Here is a 25,992-nt window from a genome sequence, read left to right as displayed (position 1 = left end):
GACCGTGCATTTAACACTTAGTGGTCGTTGTCGCGAGGTGTCGTATATTACGCTTTTCTATCAGAAAGTCAAGAACTTATTTTCAAGTTTTTTCTTTCTTTTTCACCTCTGTTCACACTAGGTTCTTTCTCAAACCTGACCACCGAAGCGGTTTATCGTGTCAACGGATGCGCATTATAGGGAGTCTTAAGATTCTAGCAAGTGTTTTTTTATCATTTTATTTCAAGCGCTGAAACATTAAACAAATCGTTCAAAACTGCTGCTTTTTGTTGAAAATACACGCTATAGTCTATCAAAATCAACCGTAAACTTATTTACCTTTTCCCAATCGGTATATTCAATCTCAGTACTTGGATCAGTAGGGCCATCAGTCATCTTCATAATAAAGCGGATCATCGTTTTATCGAACCAACCATATTGCGGATAAAACAGTGCACCAGCAAAGACTGATGTCAACGTTGGCTGCCATGGACTCTTCTCTAAAAACTTACGTGTATAGACATTCGTTTCAGGAGTATCCTTTCCTCCCTTCCTTGCCGTCAGGTTTACACTGAAGAAAGCCGTTTTTAAAGAATTCAATTGGCTTTGATGCGTAATGGCAAATCGCATTAACACTTTATTGAAATGGCCATATCGGATCGATGCACCGAGCAAAACCTTATTATACGCTGAGATATTGAGATTTTTTTCAGTATTTAAGTCTCGAATGTCGCATTGACGCCCCATGCTTCGTAGCTGTTCAGCTATTTTTAAAATGATCTTCTTCGTTTGCCCATCAGTACTTGAATGTAATAGTAAGTAACTCATTTTTAATCCTATCTATTTAATCGCGCCAGAACGTTGGTGTGAATAGTACTAATAATGTAAAGACTTCAAGACGACCAAATAGCATCGTCACGACAAGAATCCATTTCCCAGCAGGATTCATTGATGTGAAATTATCCGCTACAGTTCCAAGCCCTGGCCCTAAGTTATTTAAGGTTGTTGCGATAGCTGAAAATGCTGAAAACTCATCAACCCCTGTAGCAATTAATAGTAATAAACTGACAATAAAGACTAGCGCGTATGCCGAAAAGAATCCCCACACGGCCTCAATAATTCTTTCCGGTAATGCTCTTTGCCCTAATTTAATGGTATAGACCGCATTAGGATGAACTAATCTTTTTAATTCGCGGGAGCCTTGAAGAAACAATAATAAGATACGAATAACTTTAAGCCCTCCCCCCGTTGACCCAGCACAACCACCTACAAATGCCGCACATAATAAAAGCATCGGTAAGAATAGTGGCCAACCAGAAAAACTATCTGTAGTAAAACCGGCTGTAGTTGCCATCGAAACAACTTGGAAAAATGCTTGATCCAATGTTTGCCCGAAACTGTCGTATACCGAATGATAGAGCAAGACGAGGAGACATATAATAACTAAGACTAACTGAAAGCAGATAAAAGTTTTAAATTCAGGATCACGCCAATAAATACCTAGGCTACGTCCCGTTAAAACTGCAAAGTGCAAACCAAAGTTACAGCCTGAGATAATCAAGAAAATCGCAATGATGGTATTAATTGCTGGGCTATTAAAATAACCAATACTAGCATCATGTGTTGAAAACCCACCAATTGCGATAGTTGAAAAACTATGAGAGATAGCATCAAACACATCCATTCCCGCAATCCATAGCGCGATAGCACAAACAATTGTCAATAATACATATATAAGCCAAAGTGTTTTCGCTGTTTCAGCAATACGTGGGCGCATTTTATTATCTTTCAGTGGCCCAGGCATTTCTGCTCGATAGAGCTGCATTCCCCCTACCCCTAATAATGGGAGTATCGCTACGGCAAGTACGATGATTCCCATACCTCCTAGCCACTGTAGCATCTGTCTATAAAATAAAATCGCTTTAGGTAGGGTATCTAGACCAGTTAGAGTTGTGGCCCCTGTAGTAGTCAGTCCAGAAAAGGATTCAAAAAATGCATCAGTTACGGAAAGATTTGGCTTCTCAGAAAAAATAAACGGCAAAGCCCCTACACTGCCCAAAACTGTCCAAAACAAGACAACAATCAGAAAGCCTTCTTTTGCTTTTAGTTCGTGCTTACTATTACGTGTTGGGATCCATAAAAGCAAACCAATGACTAAAGCCGCAACAAAAGTTTGGCTAAATGCACGGCCAGCTCCATCACGATAAATAAGTGCGACAATACCAGGGACTACCATGGTAAAAGAGAAGATAATGACGAGCAACCCGACAATACGGGTTATTGCACGAAAATGCATTCGGCAGGTTCCTTGCTAACCAATTGACTATTCAGATTCAGGTATAAGCTCTAAAGATCCGCGGCTCATATCACGTAATTTATCATTGACTTCTTGTTCTAGGGTAGCAGGAATTGCAATACGCAAAGAGACCGCTTCGCTGTAATCACTGTGTAAAATCATTCCATTGGCCTGTGTAACTAATTGCTCAATATTATTAATAAACGAATAATCGCAAATTAAATGAAAAAACTTTTGGGGTACTTTGGTTTGTGTTGGTAATAGTTTCAGCGCCTGCTGGGTTCCATTACCATAAGCTTTGACCAAACCGCCCGTTCCAAGCTTTATACCACCAAAATAACGTACAACAACGCAAGTAACCTCACCCAAACCACTACCGAGTAATTGAGCCATAATTGGCTTACCCGCCGTACCTGTAGGCTCTCCATCATCTGAAAAACCCAATTGCTGGGAATCATCTGGGCGCCCTGCAACAAATGCCCAGCAATGGTGCCGGGCATCAGGGTACTGAGCTTTAATGGATTGAATATAGTCCTTTGCCGCATCAATACCCTCAGTATGTGCAAGATATGTAATAAAACGACTTTTTTTGATTTCTTCTGTAAAAGAAATGGATTCAGCCGGAATTAAATAAGGTTTCATTACGGTAATTGCAAATCTCGCGTCATATTTTCGACCCGATTATGATGAATGATAATGTTATCTTCAATGCGGATACCACCATATGGTTTGAATTGTTCAATTTTATCCCAATTGAAGTGTTGGCTAAACTCACCTGTACGCCAAGAAGATAATAATGATTCAATGAAATAAAGACCTGGTTCAATAGTGACAACCATTCTTGGCTCTAATACGCGGGTACAACGAAGGAAAGGATACATTTTAGGAGCAGCAAGCAATGTTCCATCTTCATCCTGCATAAAACCTGCAGCATCATGAACTTGTAAGCCTAATGAATGACCTAGACCATGAGGTAAAAAAGGAGTCGTCAGGCCTTGTTCTACCATAGTATCTTCACTAATACCTTTAATTATCGAATGATTTTTTAATAGTTTAGCAATTCGATGATGCATATCTACATGGTAATCAGTATAGCGTACACCTGTTTTAATCTTATCAATCAACGAGAGTTGCTCTTTATTCAGATCAAAAACCAGTGCAGCAAAATCATTTTTATTTTTTGCAGCATAAGTACGTGTTATATCGGCAGCATAGCCGTTATATTCTGCACCTGCATCGATCAAAAAGCTTCTAAATTCGCTTGGTGCTCGCTGTTCCAATTTGGTGTAGTGCAATACAGCTGCATTTTCATTAAGTGCGACAATATTTCCATAAGGAACATCAGTATCGCGGTGACCTGTTGCTTGCAAATAGCTGATATTAATATCAAATTCGCTCATCTCTGCTTGAAAAGCCTCAAAAGCAGATAAATGACCATTTACTGCCATTTTTTGAGCTTCGCGCATACAGTACATTTCATAGTCTGTTTTATATGAACGATGATAATGGTAAAAATCGATAATATTTTTAGGATTAATATTTTGCTGGCGAATGCCTAATGACTCCGCTCGTGCATGAGCGGAACCAATATAAGCAATATGTTCCTTAGATACATTTGCTAAAAATTCGCTAATATCATCTGCATTTTTTAAATGAATCAACTCAATTTCTTTAGTCCAAAAACTATTTGGCAAAGGTTCAACACGATGCCAATAGTCAACTGGTGAGTAAAACCATAACTTAGGTTTATTCACCCCGTCGACTAGTAACCATGAATGTGGAACATCAATTACAGGTACCCATGCTTTGAAATGAGGATTCACTTTGAAGGGATAATTACTATCATCAAGGAAAATACGTTGAGGTTCACCCGAATGAATCAGTATGGCATCTAGCTTGCTGCGTTGTAAGACTTGCTGAGTCGTTGTTTGCAAAGTTTTAATATGTTCAGCGTAGAGTGCAGTCAGTTTTTCCATTTCATTCAACCTTTCAGCTTTATTAGAAAATCCAAGCTTAACACGTTCTTTATTTTACGGGTATGCGTTCAAACAAACAACAGAATAACAATTTGATTTTTAAATAAAATACTATCCACCACCTAGATATAGCCTTTGATTGCTGTGATCAGCGTTACAGTTTTGTTATTGCTTATTTGCATTTTTTTAACATTCTAGTCACACTCAATTCATCTGGTCGTACCAGATGAGTAAATAATCATAAGGAGAGCGGCATGCTTTATCAAAGTGAAACGATCTATGTTCAATGGTTGAAAACAGGTATTGCAGAACTCGTTTTTAACTCACCTGCTTCAATAAATAAGTTGGATACTCATACCGTTACTTCACTTGATGAAGCGGTGACTGTTCTTGAACAACAATCAGAGTTGTTAGGCGTGATTTTAAGATCTGACAAACCCGCTTTTATTGTTGGCGCAGATATTAAAGAGTTTCTTTCTCTTTTTAACGCCCCAGTAGAAACTTTGCATGAATGGTTAGGTTATGCCAATAGTATTTTTAACCGTATTGAAGATTTGCCTGTTCCAACCCTCAGCGCAATTAATGGCTATGCCTTAGGGGGGGGTTGTGAATGTATCCTAGCAACTGATTTTCGTATTGCTACCCCAGATGCGCGTATCGGTTTACCTGAAACTAAACTCGGCATCATGCCTGGATTCGGTGGTACTGTTCGCTTACCAAGGTTAATAGGATTAGATAGCGCTTTAGAGATCATTACTGCCGGGAAAGATGTTAGCAGTGCTACTGCCTTAAAATTTGGCTTAATCGATGCAATTGTTGAGATAAATAAATTATCACAAGCAGCACTTGAACTTATCGAATCGGCTATCTCAGGTGCTATAAGTTGGCAAGAGAGACGTTTGCCTAAGCTACAGCAATTACAACTTAGCGCTTTAGAGCAAACTATGAGCTTCAATGTGGCTAAAGGCATGGTATATAAGGTTGCAGGAAAGCATTATCCCTCACCAATGGTTGCTGTAAATACTATTGAAAAAGCCGCGAATTGCACTCGTAATGAAGCGCTTAAACATGAAACAGAGGCATTCATTCCTCTGGCAAAGAGCGATGTAGCTCGTTCACTCGTCAGTATTTTTCTCAATGATCAGCAGATTAAATCAGCAAGTAAACAACTTTCGCGTAATGTTGAAACACCTCAATATGCTGCAGTACTTGGCGCAGGAATTATGGGTGGAGGTATTGCCTATCAATCTGCAAGTAAAGGTGTTCCAGTACTGATGAAGGATATTAATAATAGATCATTAGATTTAGGTATTGAGGAAGCGCATAAGCTATTAAATGGACAATTTGAACGAGGACGAATTAGCGCCTCAAAAATGGCTACAACACTCGCGTCAATCCGCCCTTCTCTTTCTTATTCAGGTATTGAAAATGCACAGATTATCATTGAAGCAGTCGTTGAAAACCCACAAATAAAATCAGCTGTATTGGCTGAGGTCGAGCCATTATTAAAACCAGATACTATCCTCGCATCAAATACATCAACAATTCCTATTACTTTGCTCGCTAAATTATTAAAACGTCCAGAAAATTTTTGCGGTATGCATTTTTTTAATCCAGTACACCGAATGCCGTTAGTAGAAATTATTCGTGGTGAAAAAACCTCTGAGGACACTATCGCTAAAGTGGTTGCCTATGCCAATAAAATGGGCAAAACCCCTATCGTTGTTAATGATTGTCCTGGTTTCTTTGTTAATAGAGTTCTTTTCCCTTATTTTGCAGGCTTTAATTTATTACTACAAGACGGAGCTGACTTTAGAGAAATAGATAAAATAATGGAAAAAGAGTTCGGTTGGCCTATGGGACCAGCTTACCTACTGGATGTTGTCGGTATCGATACCGCCTTTCATGCCGAACAAGTAATGGCAGAGGGCTTTCCAACCCGTATGAGTAAAAATTGCAAGAATGCTATCGATGTTATGTTTGAAGAACAACGCTTCGGCCAAAAAAATGGTAAGGGTTTTTATCAATATGAAAAAGATAAAAAAGGGAAACCTAAAAAAATTGATGACCCAGCAACAGATGAACTTTTAGCGTCGATTAGCAAAGAAAAACGAACGTTTACAAAAGAAGAGATCATTACACGAATGATGTCTCCAATGATCAATGAAGTTGTTCGTTGTTTAGAAGAAGGTATTGTTCAGAGTCCAGCAGATGCTGATATTGCTCTAGTATATGGTCTTGGCTTCCCTCCATTCCGTGGCGGTGTCTTCCATTATTTAGATACAATTGGCAGCCAATCTTATACCAAAAATACTGAAGCCTACGCTCATTTAAGTCCACTTTATCAGGTTCCTGCTGGTCTGAAAGTCAAATCAGAAATCAATGCCCGTTATTATGAACAGCCACCCGTAGTGGCTATCGATATTAAAAAAATTTCGAGAGGCTAATAGTATGGAAAATGTCGTTATTATCGATGGGATACGTACACCAATGGGTCGTTCAAAAGGTGGAGTTTTCCGCCATATTAGAGCGGAAGACCTCTCCGCACATCTCATGAATATTATTTTTGAACGTAACCCAAATGCCAGCAAAAAAGATCTAAATGATATTATCTGGGGATGTGTACAACAAACACTTGAGCAAGGGTTTAATATTGCAAAAAACGCAGCTCTACTGACAGATATTCCACATACGGTGCCCGCAATAACAGTTAATCGCTTATGCGGCTCATCTATGCAAGCGATTCATGATGCTAGCCGGCTTATTATGACCGGTGATGCAAACTCTGTATTAATAGGCGGTGTAGAACACATGGGCCATGTTCCAATGACTCATGGTATTGATTTCAATCCTAAATTGACATTACGTGTAGCCAAAGCTTCTGGAGCTATGGGGCTAACGGCGGAAATGCTCGCTAAAATGTATAAAATTAGCCGTGAAGAACAAGATGCTTTTGCATTCAGATCTCACCTACGGGCTGCTCAAGCAACTAACAATGGGCAGTTTAAGCATGAAATAGCGCCAATTGCAGGGCATGATAATAACGGTAATTTATTCGCTGTTGATTACGATGAGGTTATACGTTTAGGTGCCAGTATTGAAAGCTTAGCTTCACTACGCCCAGCCTTTGATCCAGTCAGTGGAACTGTTACGGCTGGCAACTCATCAGCCCTTTCTGATGGTGCATCAGCGATGTTGCTTACTAGCGAAACATATGCCAAAGAGCATGGTATAAAACCGCGAGCACGAGTACGCGCGATGGCTGTTGTCGGTTGTGCCCCATCAATTATGGGTTTTGGCCCAGTCCCTGCAACGGAATTAGCGCTTAAAAGAGCGGCTCTCTCATTAGCCGATATAGATATCATTGAATTAAATGAAGCCTTCGCTGCACAATCAATTGCCTGTTTGAAAGGATTAAAAATACCAGAAAGCCAAATTGATGAAAAAGTAAATCTTAATGGAGGAGCTATTGCATTAGGCCATCCTCTTGGCTGTTCAGGAGCGAGAATTACGACTTCATTATTGAATCAATTAGAGCGACAAGATAAGCAATTTGGATTAGCAACTATGTGTATTGGGTTTGGTCAAGGCATAGCTACAATCATAGAACGCATATAGATAAATTAATTCAAGAGGCATGCTGGCATTAAGTGAGGCTATCTCGATTTACACAGATAAAATATGTGATTAGGAAGCAGAACGAAGAATTATATTTACAAGACATTTCACGTAGCTTGAGTTCTGATGGGTATAACGCGTTTATTTCCATAGTTTTGTTGTATGTTGTCGTCATTCCCGCCTAGTCAGGGGCGGGCTTTTTATTTATTCAGCTTGTTTGAAAAGCTCAGATTGACTCTGTATTAAACCTTGTTGTTTATAGATAACAGTGAATATCATAAAGTAAGATATCACCATTTATAATTTAGGGGAGTTTATTCACTTATTATGTGAATCCGCGTAGTAAACATAACGCTTACGATGGAAAAGATTTTAAACAGGGAAAATCAAGTTATTCGGACTACTGAGTGCACTAAATTCACAACACCCCCCATGCAAATTTGAGTATTACGGGCATAAACCGTATTCAGTTAATGCCCTATATTCATACTTAGTTTAAATAAATTCGTAAGCATCACCAAAAAGCTGATCAGATTTTGCATTACGCTCAACACAAAAACGCTCTCGAGCAATTTTTGCCATCTCAAAACGACCTGCTATATAAATATCGTAGGAAGAAAGATCTCCAAAATCTTCCAATACAGCACTTAAAACTGTTCCCGACCGCCCTCTCCAAAGCTCATCCGGCTGCTCAACAATAGGAATAATTTTAAGGTTAGAATAACGCTCACTTAGGGCTTGAAGTTCCCCCAGATCATATAGATGCTCCAGCTGACGCCCCCCCCAATAGAAGGTGATGTCACGTGAAGGATTTTCCATTAAAGCCGCTAGTAATATGGAATGTGTATAAGAAAAACCAGTACCCCCAGCAACTAAGATCATCGGGTTTTGGCTATTTTCTCTAAACCAAGCTTTGCCATGTGGAATATCAATATTTATCCTGCGTTGATCTAAAATTCTGTCCATGACCGCCATCGCATACAGATTGATGTCTGAAGCACCAATATGAAGCTCGATTGTTTCATTATTTGCAGGCGTTGACGCCATAGAGAATGGACGTTTATCTCGCTCGTCCATTACAACCATGAGATACTGGCCCGCCTTAAAATGAAAAGGACCATCCGGCAACAAGATAACCCGATAAACTGTATCCGTTATAGACTCGACAGATGTGACTTTGCAGCTCAAAGTTGCCATGAATCCCTCTTATTTTTCAAAAATATTCAATTGTTCCCATATATCATCGATACGCGATTTTATTTTTTCATCCATAACTATTGGTTTGCCCCATTCCCTATTCGTCTCGCCGGGCCATTTATTCGTCGCATCCAGCCCCATTTTGGATCCCAAACCTGAAACAGGGGAGGCAAAATCGAGATAATCGATTGGCGTATTTTCCATCATAACAGTATCACGGGCAGGATCCATACGCGTGGTTATAGCCCAGATCACATCTTTCCAGTCGCGTGCATTAATATCATCATCACAAACAATGACAAATTTTGTATACATAAACTGACGAAGATAAGACCAGACCCCCATCATTACGCGTTTTGCGTGGCCTGCATATTGCTTTTTCATTGTTACAATAGCGAGGCGATATGAACACCCTTCTGGAGGTAAGTAAAAATCAACAATTTCAGGGAACTGCTTTTGTAAAATAGGCACCAATACTTCATTCAATGCTTCACCAAGTACAGCAGGCTCATCAGGGGGTCTACCTGTATAGGTAGAATGATAGATAGCATCACGACGTTGAGTTACATGAGTAACAGTAAATACAGGGAAGCTATCAATTTCATTATAGTAGCCAGTGTGGTCACCATATGGCCCTTCAGGGGCTAGTTCATCAGGTTCAATATATCCTTCGAGTATAATTTCCGCACCTGCTGGTACCTCAAGATCATTTGAGATACATTTTACAACTTCAGTTTTGTTACCACGCAGCAAACCTGCGAAGGCATATTCAGATAAGGTATCTGGTACTGGCGTAACAGCACCAAGAATGGTTGCTGGATCAGCGCCAAGTGCTACTGCGACAGGAAATTTTTCGCCCGGATGTTGCTGGCACCACTCTTGGAAATCGAGCGCGCCGCCACGATGTGATAGCCAACGCATGATAAGTTTATTTTTACCTAACACCTGCTGACGATAAATACCTAAATTTTGTCGCTCTTTACTTGGTCCTCTCGTGACCGTTAAGCCCCAAGTAATCAGTGGAGCAGCATCTTCTGGCCAACAATGCATCACAGGGATCTTCGTCAAATCGACATCATCGCCAGCCCAAATTTGTTCTTGGCAAGGCGCTGAGCTCAACCGTTTTACTGGCATATTCAGTACTTGCTTAAACTTAGGTAATTTATCAAATAAGTCGCGAAAACCTTTCGGAGGATCGGGTTCTTTTAAAAAGGCCAGTAACTTACCCACATCGTGTAGGGCTTTGATATCTTCTTGCCCCATCCCCATGGCAACCCGCTTAGTTGTACCAAACAAGTTGCATAAAACTGGCATGTTATAACCTTTTGGGTTTTCAAATAATAAAGCTGGGCCCCCTGCTCTAAGTGTGCGATCAGCTATTTCTGTCATTTCGAGATAAGGATCGACTTCCATCGTAATACGTTTTAGTTCGCCTTGCTTTTCAAGCTGAGCAACAAAGTCTCTTAGGTCACGGTATTTCATTATCATCTTTTACTATTACAGAGGGAGTCTCATTATAAGACGTCCGGCCAAGGTTACAAGTTACCGATAAAAACTATTGATGAACAATATATTTATATTTGTAAATATCTAATTTTACTGGCAATCAAAAGGAACAAGTTCTTTTAATGATAAAGTATCAAACTGTTCAGGAAATATTTGGTTATGCTTAAATAGTTTAAAGCCATCACCTTTACCGCTGAAATAATGCAGCTGATTGCCTTTAATTTGTAACCCACTACCTTCTCTCATAGCAACAACCACTTCATGAGGATTAATCACACAAAACTCTTGTAGTCTCTCATCTCGGGTTTCGCCCATGTGACCTGAGATATGAGCATCAATATAGTGTGGATTAATTTGTAGTGGAAACAATCCCAAAGATGGCATGATAGCGGCATTACTCACAGGCATATCATTAGTTGTACGAATACTTGGTGTTGCTACGTTACAACCCGCACTCCAACCAATATATGGCACATCCCGCTCTCTAACAGCACGTTGAATTGCAACAATAAGTCCATATTCATGTAAACACTTATTCAGCCACCAAGTATTCCCACCACTAACAAGAATACATTCCGCTTGCTCAATAGCTTCTACTGGGCTTGAAAAGTGTTCAATTGATGTCACTTTAATACCTAGCGCATCGCTAAGCTGCTCAGCTCGTTCATCATGAGAACCTCGAAGAACAGCATAAGGAACTAAAACTGCTGACTTAATATTTTTACGCTCAATCATTTCATTGATGCGAGGTAACGCATAGCTCAACCATACTGGGTTATCTGGCAGCTTACCATTACTCAATAAAAAAATTTCCATGCTGGCTCCTACATAATGAGTTGTTATACTATGATAAGCCATATATCAAATTACAATTGATTTGATATATGGCTCTGATTATCAATGATATTCTTACTTTAATGATTAGTCACATTTTTATGTATGAATTTGTTATCATAAGCATAATTTTGCTGTGTTGGATTTGAAAAATGGAAAAGTGGTATCTGCTGTATTGTAAACGTGGGCAAATTGATAGAGCTATTGAGCACTTAAATAGGCAAGATGTTACCTGCATAACCCCTATGGCTGATATAGAAAAAATTATTAGAGGAAAACGAGCAATAGTGCAAGAAGCTCTGTTTCCCAATTACCTATTTGTAAAATTTGATCATAATGAGATTCATACTACAACAATACAATCAACCCGAGGTGTAAGCCATTTTGTTCGTTTTGGCCAACTTCCTGCTGTTGTTCCCGATGAGATTATAGAATTACTACAGCAAGCTCAGCCCTTCCATATTGTTGCGCCAGAAACACCTATTCGCGGGGATAATGTGCTTATCACTGAAGGCATTTTTACAGGAATTCAAGCCATTTATAGTGAATCAAATGGTGAGGCACGCTCTATTTTATTACTTAACATTTTAAATAAAAGTGTAGCTAAAGTGCTTGATAATACACAATTTAAAAAAATAATTGAGTAACCCGATTTTAAGATAACCACATTATGGCAATATATGATTTTTCTATTAAAAAAATAATTAATAAAACTTAAAAATAATAAATACTCATTACATTTTCAAATAATTTACTTTTGAATATAAAAATATAATAAATTGAATTAAAAGGAATTTAATTTAACTAAACACATCGAAAAGTTGATTTATTTATTTTTATATCTGTATATAAGTATGGAGTGAGCAGCCTACTCTGATTACCACATAGCATCTGGCTTTATATATGTGGAGTAGATAGCAGTGGGGAGTAGACACATTCTTTTTGGAGAGTTTGGAGAAAAACATGTCCGGTTCAGTAGAACGCCCCCATTCTCGCCCAAACTATGGTAAAACTGTTCGAACCTCAGCTGAGCTCTTAGAATATTTTGGGCTTAGAATCATGCCTTCTGGTGCGACGAATCAAAGCTGGTGCCGTGCTTGCCGCTCCAAAGCGCAGAGGAAATAAATTATTTAGGACGGGTCATATTATGTAGAAAAGCCCACCTTAAGTAGGCTTTTTTCATCAACCAAGCATAAAACCTTAAGACTCTTCTTTCTCTTCATCATCTTCACGCCCACGCCTGCCTTTACCAACATAAAAGTTAGATAGAAGCACGCCGAGCTCAAAGAGTAAGTACATGGGAACTGCGAGCAAGGTTTGCGATAGAACATCTGGAGGGGTTAAGAACATCCCCACAATAAATGCGCCAACCAAAATATATGGTCGTTTACGTTTCAGTGACTCAGGTGTCGTTACACCAGTCCAGCATAGTAAAATAATGGCAATCGGAACTTCGAACGCGGCGCCAAATGCCATAAATAACGTCATGACGAAACTGAGATATTTAGTAATATCTGGGATAAAGTTAACACTCTCAGGTGTCGTTTTAACGAAAAAACCAAATGCTAGTGGGAAAACAACAAAGTAAGCGAATGCCATTCCTAAATAAAAAAGGAAACTGCTTGAAACAAGCAGAGGTAACATCAATTTACGTTCATGTTTATATAACGCTGGCGCAATAAAAGCCCAAATTTGATATAAAATCACGGGTATCGAAACGAAAACTGATACCATTAACGTTAATTTAATTGGAGTAAAAAATGTAGATGCCACATCTGTCGCACTCATTTGAGAACCAATAGGCAGCTTATCAATCAACGGTGCGGCAACTAACCGATAAATATCATTTGAAAAGTAAGCTAGAGCGGCGAAAACAATCAAAACCGTAACCAAACAGTTTAGCAGCCGCTTTCTGAGTTCGATGAGATGGCTAATCAGTGGTTGTGTATCATTTACAGCCATGTTTTATTTTTCGCTTTCTGTCTGATTAGGGTTTTTTTTCACTTTAGCGTTTTGTTGCTCGCTATCATTTTGTGCTGATGGCGTAGCAGGCTCGTCAACAATCGCGGCCATTTTAGCTGCATATTCAGGATCAGGATCTGACTCTTGCATTGGCGTTATATTACTTTGAGCATCTTTAACCGCGCTATCATAGCCTTCAGTTAACTCTTTTGCTTTTTGTAATTCACTTTCAACGCTATCTGTGGTCGATTGATAACCTGTTTTTAAAGATTGTGCGGCTTGGCGAAGCTCTTCCATAGATTGTTTGAGCTCAGGAGAAAGTGCTTCCATCCCTGCTTTTTCTTCGACTTTTTTCAAGGTATCTTGCAATTCTTGCAATTTAAGCTCTTGAGTCAATTCATTTTGCACATTCGCCGCTAAAGAGCGCATAGCACGTATCCAACCAGCAACAGTTCTCACTGCCACTGGTAGACGCTCGGGGCCTAATACCACCAGACCAATAACTGCAACAAGCAGCAGCTCACTGAAACCTATGTCAAACACGGTTTAACCCTGCTCTTTGTTTTTGCTCTCAACCGGGCTGTCTTTTTTCTCAGCAGCCTGTTGTTCTGTAATATTCTTAGTTGCAAAATCAGCATCTTGTTTTTCTTGCTCTTCTTTTGCAGCTTTGGCAGCTTCATCATCGTTCATTGCTTTTTTAAAGCCTTTCAATGACTCACCCAAATCAGAACCCAAAGAACGCAGTTTTTTGGTGCCAAAAATTAAAATAATAAGTAAGGCAATAATGATAAGTTGCCAAGGGCTACCAAATGCAGCCGTTACAATAGTTGATTCCATTATTTGTACCTCTGTGAAAGTGGGATCAATAGTTATTTATCTCATTATATACAACCTGCTTTAAATACGGAAATATTCACAGGCTTATAAACTTGTCGCAAAGCAATGTTTACTTAATTTTTTCCAGCTTTATACCAGCCAATGACCCATGATAACGCTCCTACAGCCATAAATGCTATAGCCATTCGAGTAGAATCGGAAATAAAGAATAAACTACCACAAAGAATAAATGTTGCGCCAATTCCTAATAAATATTGGGATTTGCGCTGTTTGCTACGTTGATTCTTTAATTCTTCTGCGAGCTGATCAATATTGGACTGTAAAAATTTATGTTGACGCAGAGCGCCATAAATCAGGTCTGGAATTTCAGGCATTTTCTCTGCCCAATACGGTGCTTTATCTTTAAACGATTGGATAATAGCAGGAATACCTATCTGACTCTGAACCCAATCTTCTAAAAATGGCTTAGCTGTTTTCCACAAATCAAGCTGAGGATAAAGCTGACGTCCTAAACCTTCAATGTAGAGTAACGTTTTTTGTAATAACACTAGCTGTGGTTGAACTTCCATATTGAAGCGACGAGCAGTATTAAACAAATTCAGTAAAACATGACCGAAAGAAATTTCGGCCAATGGTTTTTCAAAAATAGGTTCACAAACAGTTCTGATTGCAAACTCAAAATCCTCAACATTGGTATCTGGCGGCACCCAACCAGAGTCGACATGTAATTCAGCAACTTTGCGATAGTCACGATTAAAGAAAGCGATAAAATTTTCGGCAAGATAACGTTTATCTTCTTTATTTAATGAACCAACAATACCGCAGTCAATAGCAATATAACGTGGATCTTCTGGATGCTCATAACTAACAAAAATATTGCCCGGATGCATATCAGCATGAAAGAAACTGTCACGAAAAACTTGAGTAAAGAATACTTTTACGCCTCTTTCCGCTAAAATTTTCATATTAGTGCCCTGTGCTTTTAGAGCTGTAATATCAGAAACGGGAATTCCGTAAATACGTTCCATAACCATGACATTTTCACGGCAATAATCCGCATAAACTTCTGGGACATAGAGCATAGAACTGTTCTCAAAATTTCGGCGAAGCTGAATAGCATTCGCAGATTCACGTAAGAGATTCAATTCATCAATTAATGTTTTTTCATATTCACGAACAACTTCTTTAGGGCGTAAACGTCGCCCATCGGGTAATAAAGGCACCCAGTTAGCGAGGCGATACATCAATTTAACGTCAGCCTTGATAACAGGCAGAATGTCAGGCCGAATAACCTTTAAAACGATTTGTTTACCATTTTCTTTTAATTTTGCGGTGTGAACTTGAGCAATAGAAGCAGATGCAAGCGCATTTTCATCAAAATCATCAAACCATTGCTCTAATGGCCCACCTAATGATTCTTCAATATAGCGACGCGCTAACTTACCATCAAAACTGGCGACTTTGTCTTGCAACATCGATAGTTGATCGGCGATAGCAGGAGGGAATAGATCCCGACGAGTCGATAGCATTTGACCAAATTTTATCCAAACAGGTCCTAATTCTTGTAATGCCAAACGTAAGCGCTCGCCAACATCTTTACCTTTATGCTGGTTTTTAATCCAAAAGAAACCAAAACGGCCAATTCGTAAAGGTAACGTCAACTTAATTTTTGGGATTAATTCATCCAAACCATACGACAGGAATACCCGAATAATAAAGTAAAGACGTTTTATTTCACCGGGTGTCATTATTCTCCTCCAACTGATTAAGTCGTTTTTCTAGCTTGCTAATTGAGTCAGATACTTGCTCAACTTCATCACTAAAATAGGCGAGTTCAAGTGGGTTAGGAGCCATTTTCCACTCTTCAAGCAGAGTATCTTTAATGTAGTTTTTTTGGCGACAGACTAAATGGGAAGCAAGATTTGAGCTTTTCCGTAGTACTTGGCTGATCCCTTGTGCAGCTACATCACCTAAATAAGGTGATAAGTAATGTGCTGGATCCCAAATTGCCATATCCAATAGTGATGACCAATGTTGCACCACCTGCATATCACCTTCAATGACAATATCACCACTATTTATCAGCTGGGATAACTGCTGTTTGTCTTTTAGCTTAATTAGCGTAAAAAGCGATGTTTTTATCGTACAATCAGCAGGTTCAGACCATTGGCTTAACACATCAACATGGTTATCAGTAAAGATCAAAGTCAGTTTTTTATTGAACTCTTTAAGGTCAATAGACATGACTTTCCCCGCTAAACGAGCTCTAGCGGGTTTTAAGACTGATTCTTTAAATAACATATGATTCAAGGAGGTTTCCATGAATGCTGTCATTAAAGAATACAGTACTGTATTTTGACTTTCGGTCTGTGCTGAAGTGGCTTCCATTTTAAAATTTAAACCCTTTATGCAATGCGACAATACCACCGGTCATGTTGGTATAGGTGACTTGTTCTAGTCCTGCATTTTCCATCATCAGCTTCAGTGTTTCTTGATCTGGGTGCATACGGATAGATTCAGCGAGGTAACGATAACTATCAGGATCATTCACAATTGCCTGACCAATGCGTGGCAGAATATGGAATGAGTAAGCATCATATGCTTTGTTTAACGGCTCAAGCACAGGTTTCGAGAATTCAAGTACTAGCAAACGACCACCCGGCTTTAACACTCTAAACATAGAACGGAGCGCTTTATCTTTGTCTGTCACATTACGCAGGCCAAAAGAGATGGTGATGCAATCAAAATAGTTGTCGGGGAAAGGTAATTCTTCGGCATTAGCTTGAACATAACTTACGTTACCAACAATACCACGGTCGCGTAGTTTTTCGCGTCCCATTTTTAGCATCGAGTCATTGATATCAGCGAGAACGACTTCACCTTTTTCACCAACAAGGCGAGAAAATTTTGCAGTTAAGTCGCCGGTTCCACCAGCAAGATCAAGTACACGCTGATTACGACGCACACCACTCGCTTCGATCGTCAAACGTTTCCAAACCCGATGAATACCAAAAGACATTAAATCATTCATCAAGTCATATTTTGATGCTACAGAGTGAAAAACATTCGCCACTAGGCTGGCTTTATCGTCTTTGCCTACAGTGCGGAAACCAAAATCAATGGTTTCTTTAGATGGTTCTGTCATTTCTATTATGCCTGTTTATAATTCAAACTTTTGTGAGAAGTGTAACAGCCTTTGGTGTAAAACCCTATCAAGAAGTCTAAGAATCAGCACAATATGGCTTATCAGACTTTTCAACTAATTGAGGTGAAATTGGCTGCTTTATTTCGACCCCCATTTCTTTAAAACTTTCGGCCTGACTAATCAAATTACCACGACCTTCTGCAAGTCGTTTCATTGCAGATTGATATGCATTGTCGGCTTTATCAAGGCTAGTTCCTAAAAGCTGCATATCTTCGACAAAAAGACGCAATTTGTCATACATTTTTGCTGCTTTCGCTGCAATTTCTTGAGCATTTTGCCCTTGTCGCTCATAGCGCCATAAGTTATTGATGGTTCTTACAGCCACTAGCAAAGTGGAAGGACAAACTAACATGATATTCTGTTTAATTCCTTCATCAAGTAGCTCTGGAGATTCTTTTAAGGCTAGTAAATACGCAGGCTCAATTGGAATAAACATCAGGACATAATCCAATGAACGTAAACCCGGTAATTGATGATAATCTTTGCGGCTTAGTATCCGCATATGATTACGAATCGAAGCAACATGATTTTTAATCGCAATCGCTTGTTCATCGGGATCTTCACTATTGAAATAATGCTCATAAGCCACCAATGACATTTTTGCATCGATAACAACATCTTTGCCTTCAGGCAAGCGAATGATAACGTCTGGTTGATAACGGCTATTAAAGCTTGTGTTAATACTAACTTGCGTTTCAAACTCACTGCCTTTACGTAAACCAGAAGCTTCCAAAATACGGGTAAGAATAGTTTCCCCCCAATTACCTTGTATTTTGTTATCGCCTTTCAATGCTCGAGTGAGGTTGACGGCTTCTTTGGTCATCTGGTTATTCAGTTGCTGCAGTTGGCGTATTTCGTAGGCGAGTGTATGTCGTTCTTTCGCTTCTTCGCCGAAACTTTGCTGAACTTGTTGACGAAAACCTTCTAACTGTTCACGAAAGGGAGATAACATATTAATCAGACTTTTTTGCTGTTGTTCTGATGTACGGCGCTCATTTTGTTCAAAAATACGATTAGCAAGATTCTCAAATTGAGTCGTTAACCGCTGCTCACTATTTTGGAGCAAACGTTGCTTCTCTTCATTAGCAATTTGATTTTGCTCGAAACGCGTAGAAACTTCCCGTAATTCAGCCTCTTGTTCGCGATTGATATCTCTTTGTGTTCTCAGCTCCTGATCAAGCCGTTCATATTCGTTTTTCCACTCTGAGAGATGAATATTTTTTTCATCACTAGCAGCAAGTTGGCGACTAATTTGTTGAAAATCTTGTTCTTTTTGACTCAATTTTTGTGCAATAGAAAACCATACGGCTAAACCGCCGACTAAAACGCCGCCAAGCGCACCAATAACCCCATATAAAAGAGAGGTATCCACTGTTAAATCCTTACTTTATGAGATCGAGAGTAAAGTAATAGGATACTGTATATCTGTCCACAAGTAATTTGGCGTTCCATAATTTATTGCGAATAGCTTCGCAAATTAACCCATCCACTGTTCTAACCAGCGTATGCCAAATGCCCCAGGTGCCAATATACCAAATGCCCAAATCATTGCAGAAGCAATATTAGCGGCTTGAAAATAACGTTGAGGCATCTTACAAATACCCGCAACTAAAGGAACAACAGCACGGAATGGACCGAAGAAACGCCCAAAAAACACGCTCCAAATACCCCAACGATCAAAGAATTGTTGGCCTCGATCTATCATTTGTGGCTTACGGGAAATAGGCCACATTTTGCGTACATTGTCTTTATAATGAAAACCAAACCAATAAGAGAGCCAATCACCAAAGAATGCTCCGAGTGTTGCAGCAAGCCATATCGGCCAAAATGCCAAGCCACTTTCGCCTATTAATGCACCAAGACCCAATAAAATAACCGTCGCAGGGAGTAATAATGATAAAAAGGCTAAAGACTCACCAAAGGCGAGAAAGAAAATGATAGGTAGCGCCCATATTTCATGTTCACGAGTAAATTCGGTCACCGCAGTGACGATTTCATTAAGAGTCACAGTTATTTTTCTCTTAAAAATTAATTAGTTTAAACTCATCATACTTCAAGTTACATCACCATCGTGGCTAATTTTGTCTTGCTAACCGGATAACATAATTCTTTCTATGCTTCACAATAGATTCACTTATTGTTTAGATGCAACTCAAATTATTTTGGGCATAATGCATTATCTAATAATGCATTAAACCAATTTTAAACTAGCTGATTACTCCAGGAAATGGCTCTGTAATGAGTGACAACCGGCACTATCTAAACCAAAATCTTTAGCTAACCATTTATTAATACTACCATAATGTTTATTTATACTATTGATAGCCGTCATCAGGAATTCTTCACGCACAGAGTAAACATACTCAAATTTCTTCACCACACTTTCACTCATTGTTTTTGCATGCTCTTCCAATAAGTGTTTCCGATAAGGCGCAAGTGTTTCATTGGTGAGTAAGTAATCCTCCATTACAGTATCGAGATCTGCACCCAATGCAAATAACACTAATGCCGACCCCACTCCTGTACGGTCTTTACCCACCGCACAATGCTGAATAATTCCACCTTTCTCTGGTTGCTTTAGCATCGCCAATAGTTGGTGGTAAGCCGGATTATTCAGCGGCAACAATTCATAGAGTCGATTCATAAAGACTTGAGGATCAAAATGTTCCAACAGTTCTGGCGTTAACTTATCTAAGTCAGCGGTTACTTCTTTTGCCATTGGGTTTGCTGGAGCATTCACATAGTGAGCTCCCGCCCATATCAAATCAGGCTTTGCTTCGATTTCAACAACATCACGATAATCCAAAATTTGATAAAGATTTTGTGATTGTAAAATAGATAAATCATCTTCGGTCAAACGGTCTAATGCCCCTGAACGAAATAACAAGCCCGATTTTATTTTATTACCATTGGTGAGTTTTTTCCCACCAAGATCACGGAAGTTAATTCCACCTTTCAACGGTAGCACTGAAGGATGTAAGTAAGGTGTTTTTGTCATAATAATCCTATCTATATTCGTCATAGATCAAGTCAAATACAACTTGAATTATTTTAGTTATATAAAATTAATTACTATGAAAACCATAACAGATTATAACCAAAAAAGAATAAGAAAAAATGCCTGCGATTAAGCAGGCATTAATAAAAAAGTGATATACGTCAGGCTTTAAACTGTGGTTAACTGCATATACAGATAAGTCTTATAACTCAAATTATTTTGGTTGAGTACCCAAAATAAATAAAGAGGGATAAAACTGGCTCGCTTATTACTTATTCACAACCGAGTGAAAGCGATGGTAAGCGAGTCCGTAATTTGGAGACTAAATTAAACGACGAGCAGCTTCAACAACAATGCTTAACACATTGCCTTCTGTCTTTTTCAACAGTTCTTCGTTTGGAATTTCTTGTTGAGTACGATTGACGATAACGCCGGCAACCATACCTGCACGTAGCCCTTGAGTTGAGCACATGGTAAGTAATGTAGCGGATTCCATTTCATAGTTCATCACGCCCATTTCCTGCCACTCTTTCATCGACCCTTTAAAATGACGCAATACACGGCCAGAATAGGTGTCATAGCGTTCTTGGCCTGGGTAGAAAGTATCTGATGATGCAGTTACACCCACATGAACTGTTGCGCCTGCGTCTTTAGCGGCATCAAACAGTGCATTAGTACAAGTAAAATCAGCAACTGCTGGATATTCAAGAGGGGCAAAATGCTGGCTAGCACCATCTAATCTCACCGCGGCAGTCGTGACTAATACATCACCGACATTAATGTTGTCTTGAATAGCACCTGTTGTACCGATACGTAAGAATGTACGGATACCTAATTGCGCTAATTCTTCTACTGCGATAGAGGTTGAAGGACCACCAATACCGGTTGAGCAAACAATTACAGCTTTGCCATCAAGCTCACCACGCCAAGAAGTAAACTCACGTAAAGAAGCAAGATGTACCGGGTTATCCATCAGGCGTGCAATTTTCTCAACACGATTAGGATCACCGGGAACAATTGCAACTGTTGCACCCTGTAAGTCACTCTTTTTTAAACCTAAGTGGAATACGTCAGACATATCAAACTCCTTTACACAAAGCATCATTGAATTTATACGTTATCACTAATACTAGCGGCAAACTCATACAATTTTAGTGATGAGGGTCACTTTTACTGAAAATGTATTTATTACGCTTTCAGTAAAATGTGATTAACATCACAATAAAAGCCTATTTAGGCTTAGATATCAAATCAGTATAGACCAAGGTGGAGAAACTGACGAAAAAGGTGTCTGTAATTTCTAATCATGAGAAAAGCAATAGGTTACTCAGTTCTTGAACCAATATCTCGGTCAGATATTTCACCTTGAATTAGCCGCGAAACCTCATTCACGCCGATAATTTTTCCATTATAAATTTTGTAAAACGCTAAAACTTCCACTTTCATAGGCTGATCATCATTTTTCTTTATACGTACGATGTGGCGATCTGCCAAAGTAGACTGCGTATAAGCTGCATCCAAAACTTCAAAGTGCATTTCTTTGGTATCGCGTTTGAGGATCTGTAAGTGCTTGAGGAACTCTTCAAAATTTAGTGTCTTCCCATCAGCGACTTGGACGTAATCTGGTGAAAAACAATTTTTTACTGCTCCCTCATCCCCTAAGAGATTGTTATAAAAATTTTGCATGGCCACGCGAAGTTCACTTTCAGTTTTGAATTTCCAGTCACTATTAATTTGCATAGTCGATTTCTCTCACGGTTAACGAATGTGATCAGCATTGGTACTTTCAATATTATTGAAGCCAGTGTTGCTGAGTGTTCTTTCAATCTATGCCGATTGGGGGAAGCTCACTACCTCATTTAAGACAATGAATAGCGCATTGCAGCCATTAGATACGTTGATGTATTAAATTATCTAGGGAACAAGCAACAAATAGTCAGCAACGATGTAGCTTGAAGTATGACCGATATATTAAGAGGTGTATCTTCCAGGTGTAATCCCGAATGTCCTTTTGAATACAGCAATAAAAGCACTAATATTGTCATAGCCCAACTCTAACGAAATCGTCGTCACAGATTGCCCAAGCGCTAATTTTTCCAGTGCTTTAAGCAGGCGAATGCGTTGTCGCCATTCTGTAAACGTGAACCCAGTCTCTGTCACAAAACGTCGAGTCATACTACGTGGCGCTATGCCGACCCAGTCAGCCCATTCTTCTAAGGTGCGTTGATCAGCAGGATCACTAGACAAAGCTTGGGCGATTTTAAGTAACCTCACATCTTTAGGTAAAGATAGCCCGAGCGCTTCATGTGGAAGCCTTTGAATTTCATCTAAAATAACCTTCGCAATTCTTTGCTCAGCTGGATTCAACGGGCCAATTCCCCAAGTCAATGCCCGCAAAACAGCCTCTCGCAGCAATCCTGCTATCGAAATAATAAAAGTTTTTGATGGTATTTCAATGCAAGCGGACGGTGCGACGTAAATGCTCCAGCCTTCGAAAGATCCATAAGAACGAAACGCATGCGGCATATCTGGCGGGATCCACACAGCGTGAGTTGCGGGTACAACCCATTTATTATTGGGTGTCTCTACCGATAATAACCCCTTCATTGCGCCCAGTAACTGCCCGCGAGCGTGGCTGTGAATCCCTGTGATACGGACATCATCTTGTTGAGCGGCTACTGCAATTAACTGCCCATCCAACATTTCGGCATACTCAGGATTGATTAAGAATGAAGATGTCACTTTGGCCTCATTACGCTATTGATTGTCATCTATGCCGTAGTATAGCCTATCTAATCTATTTTATAATTCCTCTACATATTTACTATGAGGTGCAATTATGAAAGCTCAAGATCTTCTCCCTGATAATGTTAATAAAGGTCATTTCAACAATATCGAAGTGCGTAAAGGAACCGTTGGCGCATTTTTAATTAATGCAAAAGTCTGGCTGGATTCAACATCTAGTACAATCCAACGTCATGAGGCAGAACAGGACATCATAGAAGCAATCCCAGCATTGAGAGCTCTTGGGTTATTCGATATTCTTGATGTGCGTGAGCATGCGCTAAAAGCACTTATTCAATCACAGTAAAAGAACCGTTAACGCTATAACGTAGAAAAGCGCCCGTAGGCGCTTTTAATTAATGGCATAAATAAAAGAGATTTTACTATCAGAGAACTACATCAAGGACCAGGACGCCAACCAAACCAATTGCCCAGGCTATTGTTGTTGGAATAGACCAGACCATCATTTGCTGTTTAACATCCTTGATACCCATCATTCTGTTAACAACCCAGTACAGGCTGTCGTTAAAATAACCGAAGAATAGCGCCCCCATCGTAGCTGCTTGGGCAGCAACTAATAGGTTAATATCAGGGATCTGGCTGATAATTGGTGCAGAAATAGATGCTGCTGTGATCATTGCTACTGTACCAGAGCCTTGAATAACACGTACCAATGTCGCAATGATGAATGGAATTAACACCGGTGTAATTGGCAGGCTTGCTACATGCTCAGCTAAAATATTACCCGTTCCACTATCACGAAGCACCGCACCTAATGCACCACCAGCACCAGTTACTAATAAGATAATCCCAGCGGTCTGTAAGCCTTCTTCCATACGGTCGATGACTTCTTCTTTTGATGCTTTTGGCATCAGAGTATAGACAGCGATAAGAACACTAATCGATAACGCAATAATCGGTGCACCAAGGAATTCAAATGTTTGAAAATAAAAATTATTTTCCATTCCTTGGTATGATTCTGTTTTCAGAATCAGGCCATTTATCGCATTGATAAAAATTAGCAAAATTGGAACAACTATCGGTAATAACGATAATAAAAGGCTTGGTAACGGCTTGTTCGCCTTATCTTCCATATAGCGAGCGTGGATCTCTTTCAGATCTTCGCTACCTATCTCTTCAGGTATAAACTCAGGATATTTAACTGCTAGCCATTTTGCATACAGGACAATCCCGAATACACAAGGTATAGCCAGTACCATACCCGCAAGGATCATCGCACCAATATCGACACCAAAGATCCCAGCGACACCCAAAGGACCCGGTGTTGGTGGAACGGTATGGTGGGTTACCACCAAGCCACCAGCGAGAGCCACACCCAATGTCAGTAAGTTACGCTTACCATTTTTTGCTAACGCTTTTGCTAGTGGATAAAGAATGACAAATGCAGAGTCAACGAAGATAGGAATACTGACAATATAACCGGTAATTGCCAGTGCCCACTCTTCACGTTTTTTTCCTAACCAACGAATAAAGCTATAAGCTATCTGTTCAGCTGCGCCAGAAACTTCCAGCACCCTTCCCATCATTACCCCGAGACCGATAACAATACCGATACTGCCAAGCGTACTACCAAAACCTTTTGTAATTACACCCACTGTTTCTACAGCGGTTAATCCACCTGAAAGACCAGCAATTGCAGCTGCAATCAACATGGCTAATAACACATGAACACGTGTCCGTAATACCAAGAAGATCAAGACAAATATGGCCACCGCGAGGCCAATAATAGGAATATAGGACATCGCTTATCCCCTATTGCTGTGAGCCATGATGAGTGATGAATGAACGGATAGCATCATTGAATGAACCATCTGCACGAAAACCAAGACTTAATGCACGGCTGATATCAAACTTACCCGGCCAGCTTGCAACAATGCGGTTAATCGCTTCATCTGGTTCAAAGCGGATAAGATCAACTGCTTGTTGTCCTGCCACGTCACGCAAGGCATCAATCATTTCCTGAACTGTAACGGTAATCCCCGGTAAATTAACCGTGCGGGATTTACCAAATTTTGCAGCAGGAACAGTTGCTGCATGAATAAAGTTATTTACCACGGTTTCTGGACTAGAGAGCCACAGTGCTAACTCTGGTGATACAGGGCATACACTTTCGATGCCATTTAATGGCTCACGAATAATGCCACTCGCAAATGAAGATGCCGCTTTGTTAGGCACACCCGGACGAATACTGATTGTTGGTAAACGCATGACACGCCCATCAACATAGCCTTTACGTGAATAATCATTCACCATCAGCTCACACATAGCTTTTTGCGCGCCATAAGAGGATTGTGGATTGACGACACACAGATCGGTGATCACATCAGGCAGCTCGCCACCAAATACCGCCAGCGAACTAGTGAAGATAAACTTGATTGCCGGATTCTTTTCTCGAGCAGCTTCCAGCAATTTCTGGGTTGCTTCGAAATTCACTTTCATACCTAAATCAAAATCACTTTCAGCATGGCTACTCACGATAGCAGCAAGGTGATAGACAACGTCCGTTTGGGCGTCAATCAGTTTATCCGCAGCACCCGCTTGGGTTAAATCTAAGGCAACACAACTTACTCTCGCATCTTCAATCGGTGATGTAGGGCACTGAATATCAGCTAACACAAGTTGGTCAAATTTAAAGTCCTGGCTGTTTTTAAGCAAAGCAGTAGCTAGCTGTTGGCCCAGAAAACCGGCGCCACCAGTGATAATAACTTTCATTGTAGTTCTCCTTGAAATAGCCTTTTGCAGGCTATTCATCTTTAGGTAAGATTATTTCCCCTTGATA

General features: G+C 39.8%; 26 protein-coding genes. 5 read left to right on the top strand and 21 right to left on the bottom strand.

What is annotated here, in order from left to right; translation table 11 throughout:
• Window positions 1-282: 282 nt before the first annotated feature.
• From hemG to pepQ, 4 genes are read right to left on the bottom strand one after another with little or no spacing between them, the layout of a single operon-like run.
• A complete protein-coding gene (gene hemG / locus OOA_RS19370) occupies window positions 283-807 on the bottom strand; it encodes a menaquinone-dependent protoporphyrinogen IX dehydrogenase (protein ID WP_008913873.1) in 525 nt (174 codons plus the stop codon).
• A 16-nt stretch (window positions 808-823) separates the two neighbouring features.
• Window positions 824-2,275: a Trk system potassium transporter TrkH gene (trkH, locus tag OOA_RS19365; RefSeq protein ID WP_008913872.1), complete on the bottom strand. Its 1,452-nt coding sequence runs from the start codon at window positions 2,273-2,275 to the stop codon at window positions 824-826.
• A 27-nt stretch (window positions 2,276-2,302) separates the two neighbouring features.
• Window positions 2,303-2,917: an IMPACT family protein gene (locus OOA_RS19360; protein ID WP_008913871.1), complete on the bottom strand. Its 615-nt coding sequence runs from the start codon at window positions 2,915-2,917 to the stop codon at window positions 2,303-2,305.
• Window positions 2,917-4,251, bottom strand: coding sequence for a Xaa-Pro dipeptidase (pepQ, locus tag OOA_RS19355; protein WP_008913870.1), 1,335 nt, complete (start codon window positions 4,249-4,251; stop codon window positions 2,917-2,919). The genes OOA_RS19360 and pepQ overlap by 1 nt, the downstream gene beginning before the upstream one ends.
• Window positions 4,252-4,505: 254 nt before the next feature.
• On the opposite strand from pepQ, the gene fadB reads away from it, so the two are divergent.
• On the top strand, window positions 4,506-6,698 hold the full coding sequence (fadB, locus tag OOA_RS19350; RefSeq protein ID WP_008913869.1) for a fatty acid oxidation complex subunit alpha FadB: 2,193 nt from the start codon (window positions 4,506-4,508) through the stop codon (window positions 6,696-6,698).
• A 4-nt stretch (window positions 6,699-6,702) separates the two neighbouring features.
• Window positions 6,703-7,869 carry an acetyl-CoA C-acyltransferase FadA gene (fadA, locus tag OOA_RS19345; protein ID WP_008913868.1) on the top strand — a complete coding sequence of 389 codons (1,167 nt, stop codon included), beginning with the start codon at window positions 6,703-6,705 and terminating at the stop codon, window positions 7,867-7,869.
• Window positions 7,870-8,364: 495 nt separating this feature from the next.
• Here fadA and fre read toward each other — a convergent pair whose 3' ends face one another.
• The 3 genes from fre to pepE form a co-directional block, all read right to left on the bottom strand.
• Entirely contained in the window at window positions 8,365-9,066 is a 702-nt protein-coding gene (gene fre, locus OOA_RS19340) for an NAD(P)H-flavin reductase (RefSeq protein ID WP_008913867.1), read from the bottom strand.
• A gap of 9 nt (window positions 9,067-9,075) precedes the next feature.
• The gene (gene ubiD / locus OOA_RS19335; RefSeq protein ID WP_008913866.1) at window positions 9,076-10,548 is read right to left on the bottom strand and encodes a 4-hydroxy-3-polyprenylbenzoate decarboxylase; all 1,473 of its coding nucleotides are present in this window, start codon (window positions 10,546-10,548) and stop codon (window positions 9,076-9,078) included.
• 114 nt (window positions 10,549-10,662) lie between these two features.
• On the bottom strand, window positions 10,663-11,388 hold the full coding sequence (gene pepE / locus OOA_RS19330; RefSeq protein WP_008913865.1) for a dipeptidase PepE: 726 nt from the start codon (window positions 11,386-11,388) through the stop codon (window positions 10,663-10,665).
• Window positions 11,389-11,558: 170 nt separating this feature from the next.
• Between pepE and rfaH the strand changes: the two genes are divergently transcribed.
• Together rfaH and OOA_RS20680 are read left to right on the top strand one after the other, a co-directional pair.
• Window positions 11,559-12,053 (top strand): transcription/translation regulatory transformer protein RfaH, encoded by a 495-nt coding sequence (gene rfaH / locus OOA_RS19325; RefSeq protein ID WP_008913864.1) that lies wholly within the window; start codon window positions 11,559-11,561, stop codon window positions 12,051-12,053.
• 316 nt (window positions 12,054-12,369) lie between these two features.
• Window positions 12,370-12,531, top strand: coding sequence for a hypothetical protein (locus tag OOA_RS20680; protein ID WP_158467581.1), 162 nt, complete (start codon window positions 12,370-12,372; stop codon window positions 12,529-12,531).
• Between the two features lie 75 nt (window positions 12,532-12,606).
• Here the strand turns inward: OOA_RS20680 and tatC are convergent, their stop codons facing one another.
• The 12 genes from tatC to OOA_RS19265 form a co-directional block, all read right to left on the bottom strand.
• Entirely contained in the window at window positions 12,607-13,368 is a 762-nt protein-coding gene (gene tatC, locus OOA_RS19320; protein WP_008913863.1) for a Sec-independent protein translocase subunit TatC, read from the bottom strand.
• A gap of 3 nt (window positions 13,369-13,371) precedes the next feature.
• Window positions 13,372-13,911 (bottom strand): Sec-independent protein translocase protein TatB, encoded by a 540-nt coding sequence (gene tatB, locus OOA_RS19315; RefSeq protein WP_008913862.1) that lies wholly within the window; start codon window positions 13,909-13,911, stop codon window positions 13,372-13,374.
• A 3-nt stretch (window positions 13,912-13,914) separates the two neighbouring features.
• Window positions 13,915-14,205, bottom strand: coding sequence for a twin-arginine translocase TatA/TatE family subunit (tatA, locus tag OOA_RS19310; RefSeq protein ID WP_008913861.1), 291 nt, complete (start codon window positions 14,203-14,205; stop codon window positions 13,915-13,917).
• A 113-nt stretch (window positions 14,206-14,318) separates the two neighbouring features.
• The gene (gene ubiB / locus OOA_RS19305) at window positions 14,319-15,953 is read right to left on the bottom strand and encodes a ubiquinone biosynthesis regulatory protein kinase UbiB (RefSeq protein WP_008913860.1); all 1,635 of its coding nucleotides are present in this window, start codon (window positions 15,951-15,953) and stop codon (window positions 14,319-14,321) included.
• Entirely contained in the window at window positions 15,940-16,593 is a 654-nt protein-coding gene (locus OOA_RS19300; RefSeq protein WP_008913859.1) for a ubiquinone biosynthesis accessory factor UbiJ, read from the bottom strand. Before OOA_RS19300 ends, ubiB begins: the two co-directional genes overlap by 14 nt.
• A 1-nt stretch (window position 16,594) precedes the next feature.
• Window positions 16,595-17,350: a bifunctional demethylmenaquinone methyltransferase/2-methoxy-6-polyprenyl-1,4-benzoquinol methylase UbiE gene (gene ubiE / locus OOA_RS19295; protein ID WP_008913858.1), complete on the bottom strand. Its 756-nt coding sequence runs from the start codon at window positions 17,348-17,350 to the stop codon at window positions 16,595-16,597.
• Window positions 17,351-17,426: 76 nt separating this feature from the next.
• Window positions 17,427-18,782: a DNA recombination protein RmuC gene (gene rmuC, locus OOA_RS19290; protein WP_008913857.1), complete on the bottom strand. Its 1,356-nt coding sequence runs from the start codon at window positions 18,780-18,782 to the stop codon at window positions 17,427-17,429.
• 105 nt (window positions 18,783-18,887) lie between these two features.
• Complete coding sequence (locus tag OOA_RS19285) at window positions 18,888-19,418, bottom strand: DedA family protein (RefSeq protein WP_008913856.1); 531 nt, start codon at window positions 19,416-19,418, stop codon at window positions 18,888-18,890.
• Between the two features lie 207 nt (window positions 19,419-19,625).
• Window positions 19,626-20,408, bottom strand: coding sequence for a tyrosine-protein phosphatase (locus tag OOA_RS19280; RefSeq protein WP_008913855.1), 783 nt, complete (start codon window positions 20,406-20,408; stop codon window positions 19,626-19,628).
• A 322-nt stretch (window positions 20,409-20,730) separates the two neighbouring features.
• The gene (gene udp, locus OOA_RS19275) at window positions 20,731-21,486 is read right to left on the bottom strand and encodes a uridine phosphorylase (RefSeq protein WP_008913854.1); all 756 of its coding nucleotides are present in this window, start codon (window positions 21,484-21,486) and stop codon (window positions 20,731-20,733) included.
• Between the two features lie 245 nt (window positions 21,487-21,731).
• A complete protein-coding gene (locus OOA_RS19270) occupies window positions 21,732-22,148 on the bottom strand; it encodes a nuclear transport factor 2 family protein (protein ID WP_008913853.1) in 417 nt (138 codons plus the stop codon).
• Between the two features lie 231 nt (window positions 22,149-22,379).
• Entirely contained in the window at window positions 22,380-23,150 is a 771-nt protein-coding gene (locus OOA_RS19265) for an AraC family transcriptional regulator (protein ID WP_008913852.1), read from the bottom strand.
• Between the two features lie 97 nt (window positions 23,151-23,247).
• Here OOA_RS19265 and OOA_RS19260 point away from each other — a divergent pair, with 97 nt between their 5' ends.
• Window positions 23,248-23,499, top strand: a complete 252-nt coding sequence (locus OOA_RS19260; RefSeq protein WP_008913851.1) for a hypothetical protein — start codon at window positions 23,248-23,250, stop codon at window positions 23,497-23,499.
• Window positions 23,500-23,578: 79 nt separating this feature from the next.
• Here OOA_RS19260 and OOA_RS19255 read toward each other — a convergent pair whose 3' ends face one another.
• Window positions 23,579-24,955 (bottom strand): GntP family permease, encoded by a 1,377-nt coding sequence (locus OOA_RS19255; RefSeq protein WP_008913850.1) that lies wholly within the window; start codon window positions 24,953-24,955, stop codon window positions 23,579-23,581.
• 10 nt (window positions 24,956-24,965) lie between these two features.
• On the bottom strand, window positions 24,966-25,925 hold the full coding sequence (gene denD / locus OOA_RS19250) for a D-erythronate dehydrogenase (RefSeq protein ID WP_008913849.1): 960 nt from the start codon (window positions 25,923-25,925) through the stop codon (window positions 24,966-24,968).
• Between the last annotated feature and the right edge of the window lie 67 nt (window positions 25,926-25,992).

The sequence above is a fragment of the Providencia burhodogranariea DSM 19968 genome (assembly GCF_000314855.2).
Lineage (GTDB): Bacteria > Pseudomonadota > Gammaproteobacteria > Enterobacterales > Enterobacteriaceae > Providencia > Providencia burhodogranariea.
Note: the sequence above shows the minus strand (reverse complement) of the source record. Positions and strands in the feature narration are given on the sequence as shown.

Bases quoted from the DNA above. Each gene is read 5' to 3' on its own strand.
- hemG (WP_008913873.1), bottom strand. From the start codon at position 807: ATGAGTTACTTACTATTACATTCAAGTACTGATGGGCAAACGAAGAAG.
- trkH (WP_008913872.1), bottom strand. From the start codon at position 2,275: ATGCATTTTCGTGCAATAACCCGTATTGTCGGGTTGCTCGTCATTATC.
- OOA_RS19360 (WP_008913871.1), bottom strand. From the start codon at position 2,917: ATGAAACCTTATTTAATTCCGGCTGAATCCATTTCTTTTACAGAAGAA.
- pepQ (WP_008913870.1), bottom strand. From the start codon at position 4,251: ATGGAAAAACTGACTGCACTCTACGCTGAACATATTAAAACTTTGCAA.
- fadB (WP_008913869.1), top strand. From the start codon at position 4,506: ATGCTTTATCAAAGTGAAACGATCTATGTTCAATGGTTGAAAACAGGT.
- fadA (WP_008913868.1), top strand. From the start codon at position 6,703: ATGGAAAATGTCGTTATTATCGATGGGATACGTACACCAATGGGTCGT.
- fre (WP_008913867.1), bottom strand. From the start codon at position 9,066: ATGGCAACTTTGAGCTGCAAAGTCACATCTGTCGAGTCTATAACGGAT.
- ubiD (WP_008913866.1), bottom strand. From the start codon at position 10,548: ATGAAATACCGTGACCTAAGAGACTTTGTTGCTCAGCTTGAAAAGCAA.
- pepE (WP_008913865.1), bottom strand. From the start codon at position 11,388: ATGGAAATTTTTTTATTGAGTAATGGTAAGCTGCCAGATAACCCAGTA.
- rfaH (WP_008913864.1), top strand. From the start codon at position 11,559: ATGGAAAAGTGGTATCTGCTGTATTGTAAACGTGGGCAAATTGATAGA.
- OOA_RS20680 (WP_158467581.1), top strand. From the start codon at position 12,370: ATGTCCGGTTCAGTAGAACGCCCCCATTCTCGCCCAAACTATGGTAAA.
- tatC (WP_008913863.1), bottom strand. From the start codon at position 13,368: ATGGCTGTAAATGATACACAACCACTGATTAGCCATCTCATCGAACTC.
- tatA (WP_008913861.1), bottom strand. From the start codon at position 14,205: ATGGAATCAACTATTGTAACGGCTGCATTTGGTAGCCCTTGGCAACTT.
- ubiB (WP_008913860.1), bottom strand. From the start codon at position 15,953: ATGACACCCGGTGAAATAAAACGTCTTTACTTTATTATTCGGGTATTC.
- OOA_RS19300 (WP_008913859.1), bottom strand. From the start codon at position 16,593: ATGGAAGCCACTTCAGCACAGACCGAAAGTCAAAATACAGTACTGTAT.
- ubiE (WP_008913858.1), bottom strand. From the start codon at position 17,350: ATGACAGAACCATCTAAAGAAACCATTGATTTTGGTTTCCGCACTGTA.
- OOA_RS19280 (WP_008913855.1), bottom strand. From the start codon at position 20,408: ATGACAAAAACACCTTACTTACATCCTTCAGTGCTACCGTTGAAAGGT.
- udp (WP_008913854.1), bottom strand. From the start codon at position 21,486: ATGTCTGACGTATTCCACTTAGGTTTAAAAAAGAGTGACTTACAGGGT.
- OOA_RS19270 (WP_008913853.1), bottom strand. From the start codon at position 22,148: ATGCAAATTAATAGTGACTGGAAATTCAAAACTGAAAGTGAACTTCGC.
- OOA_RS19260 (WP_008913851.1), top strand. From the start codon at position 23,248: ATGAAAGCTCAAGATCTTCTCCCTGATAATGTTAATAAAGGTCATTTC.
- OOA_RS19255 (WP_008913850.1), bottom strand. From the start codon at position 24,955: ATGTCCTATATTCCTATTATTGGCCTCGCGGTGGCCATATTTGTCTTG.
- denD (WP_008913849.1), bottom strand. From the start codon at position 25,925: ATGAAAGTTATTATCACTGGTGGCGCCGGTTTTCTGGGCCAACAGCTA.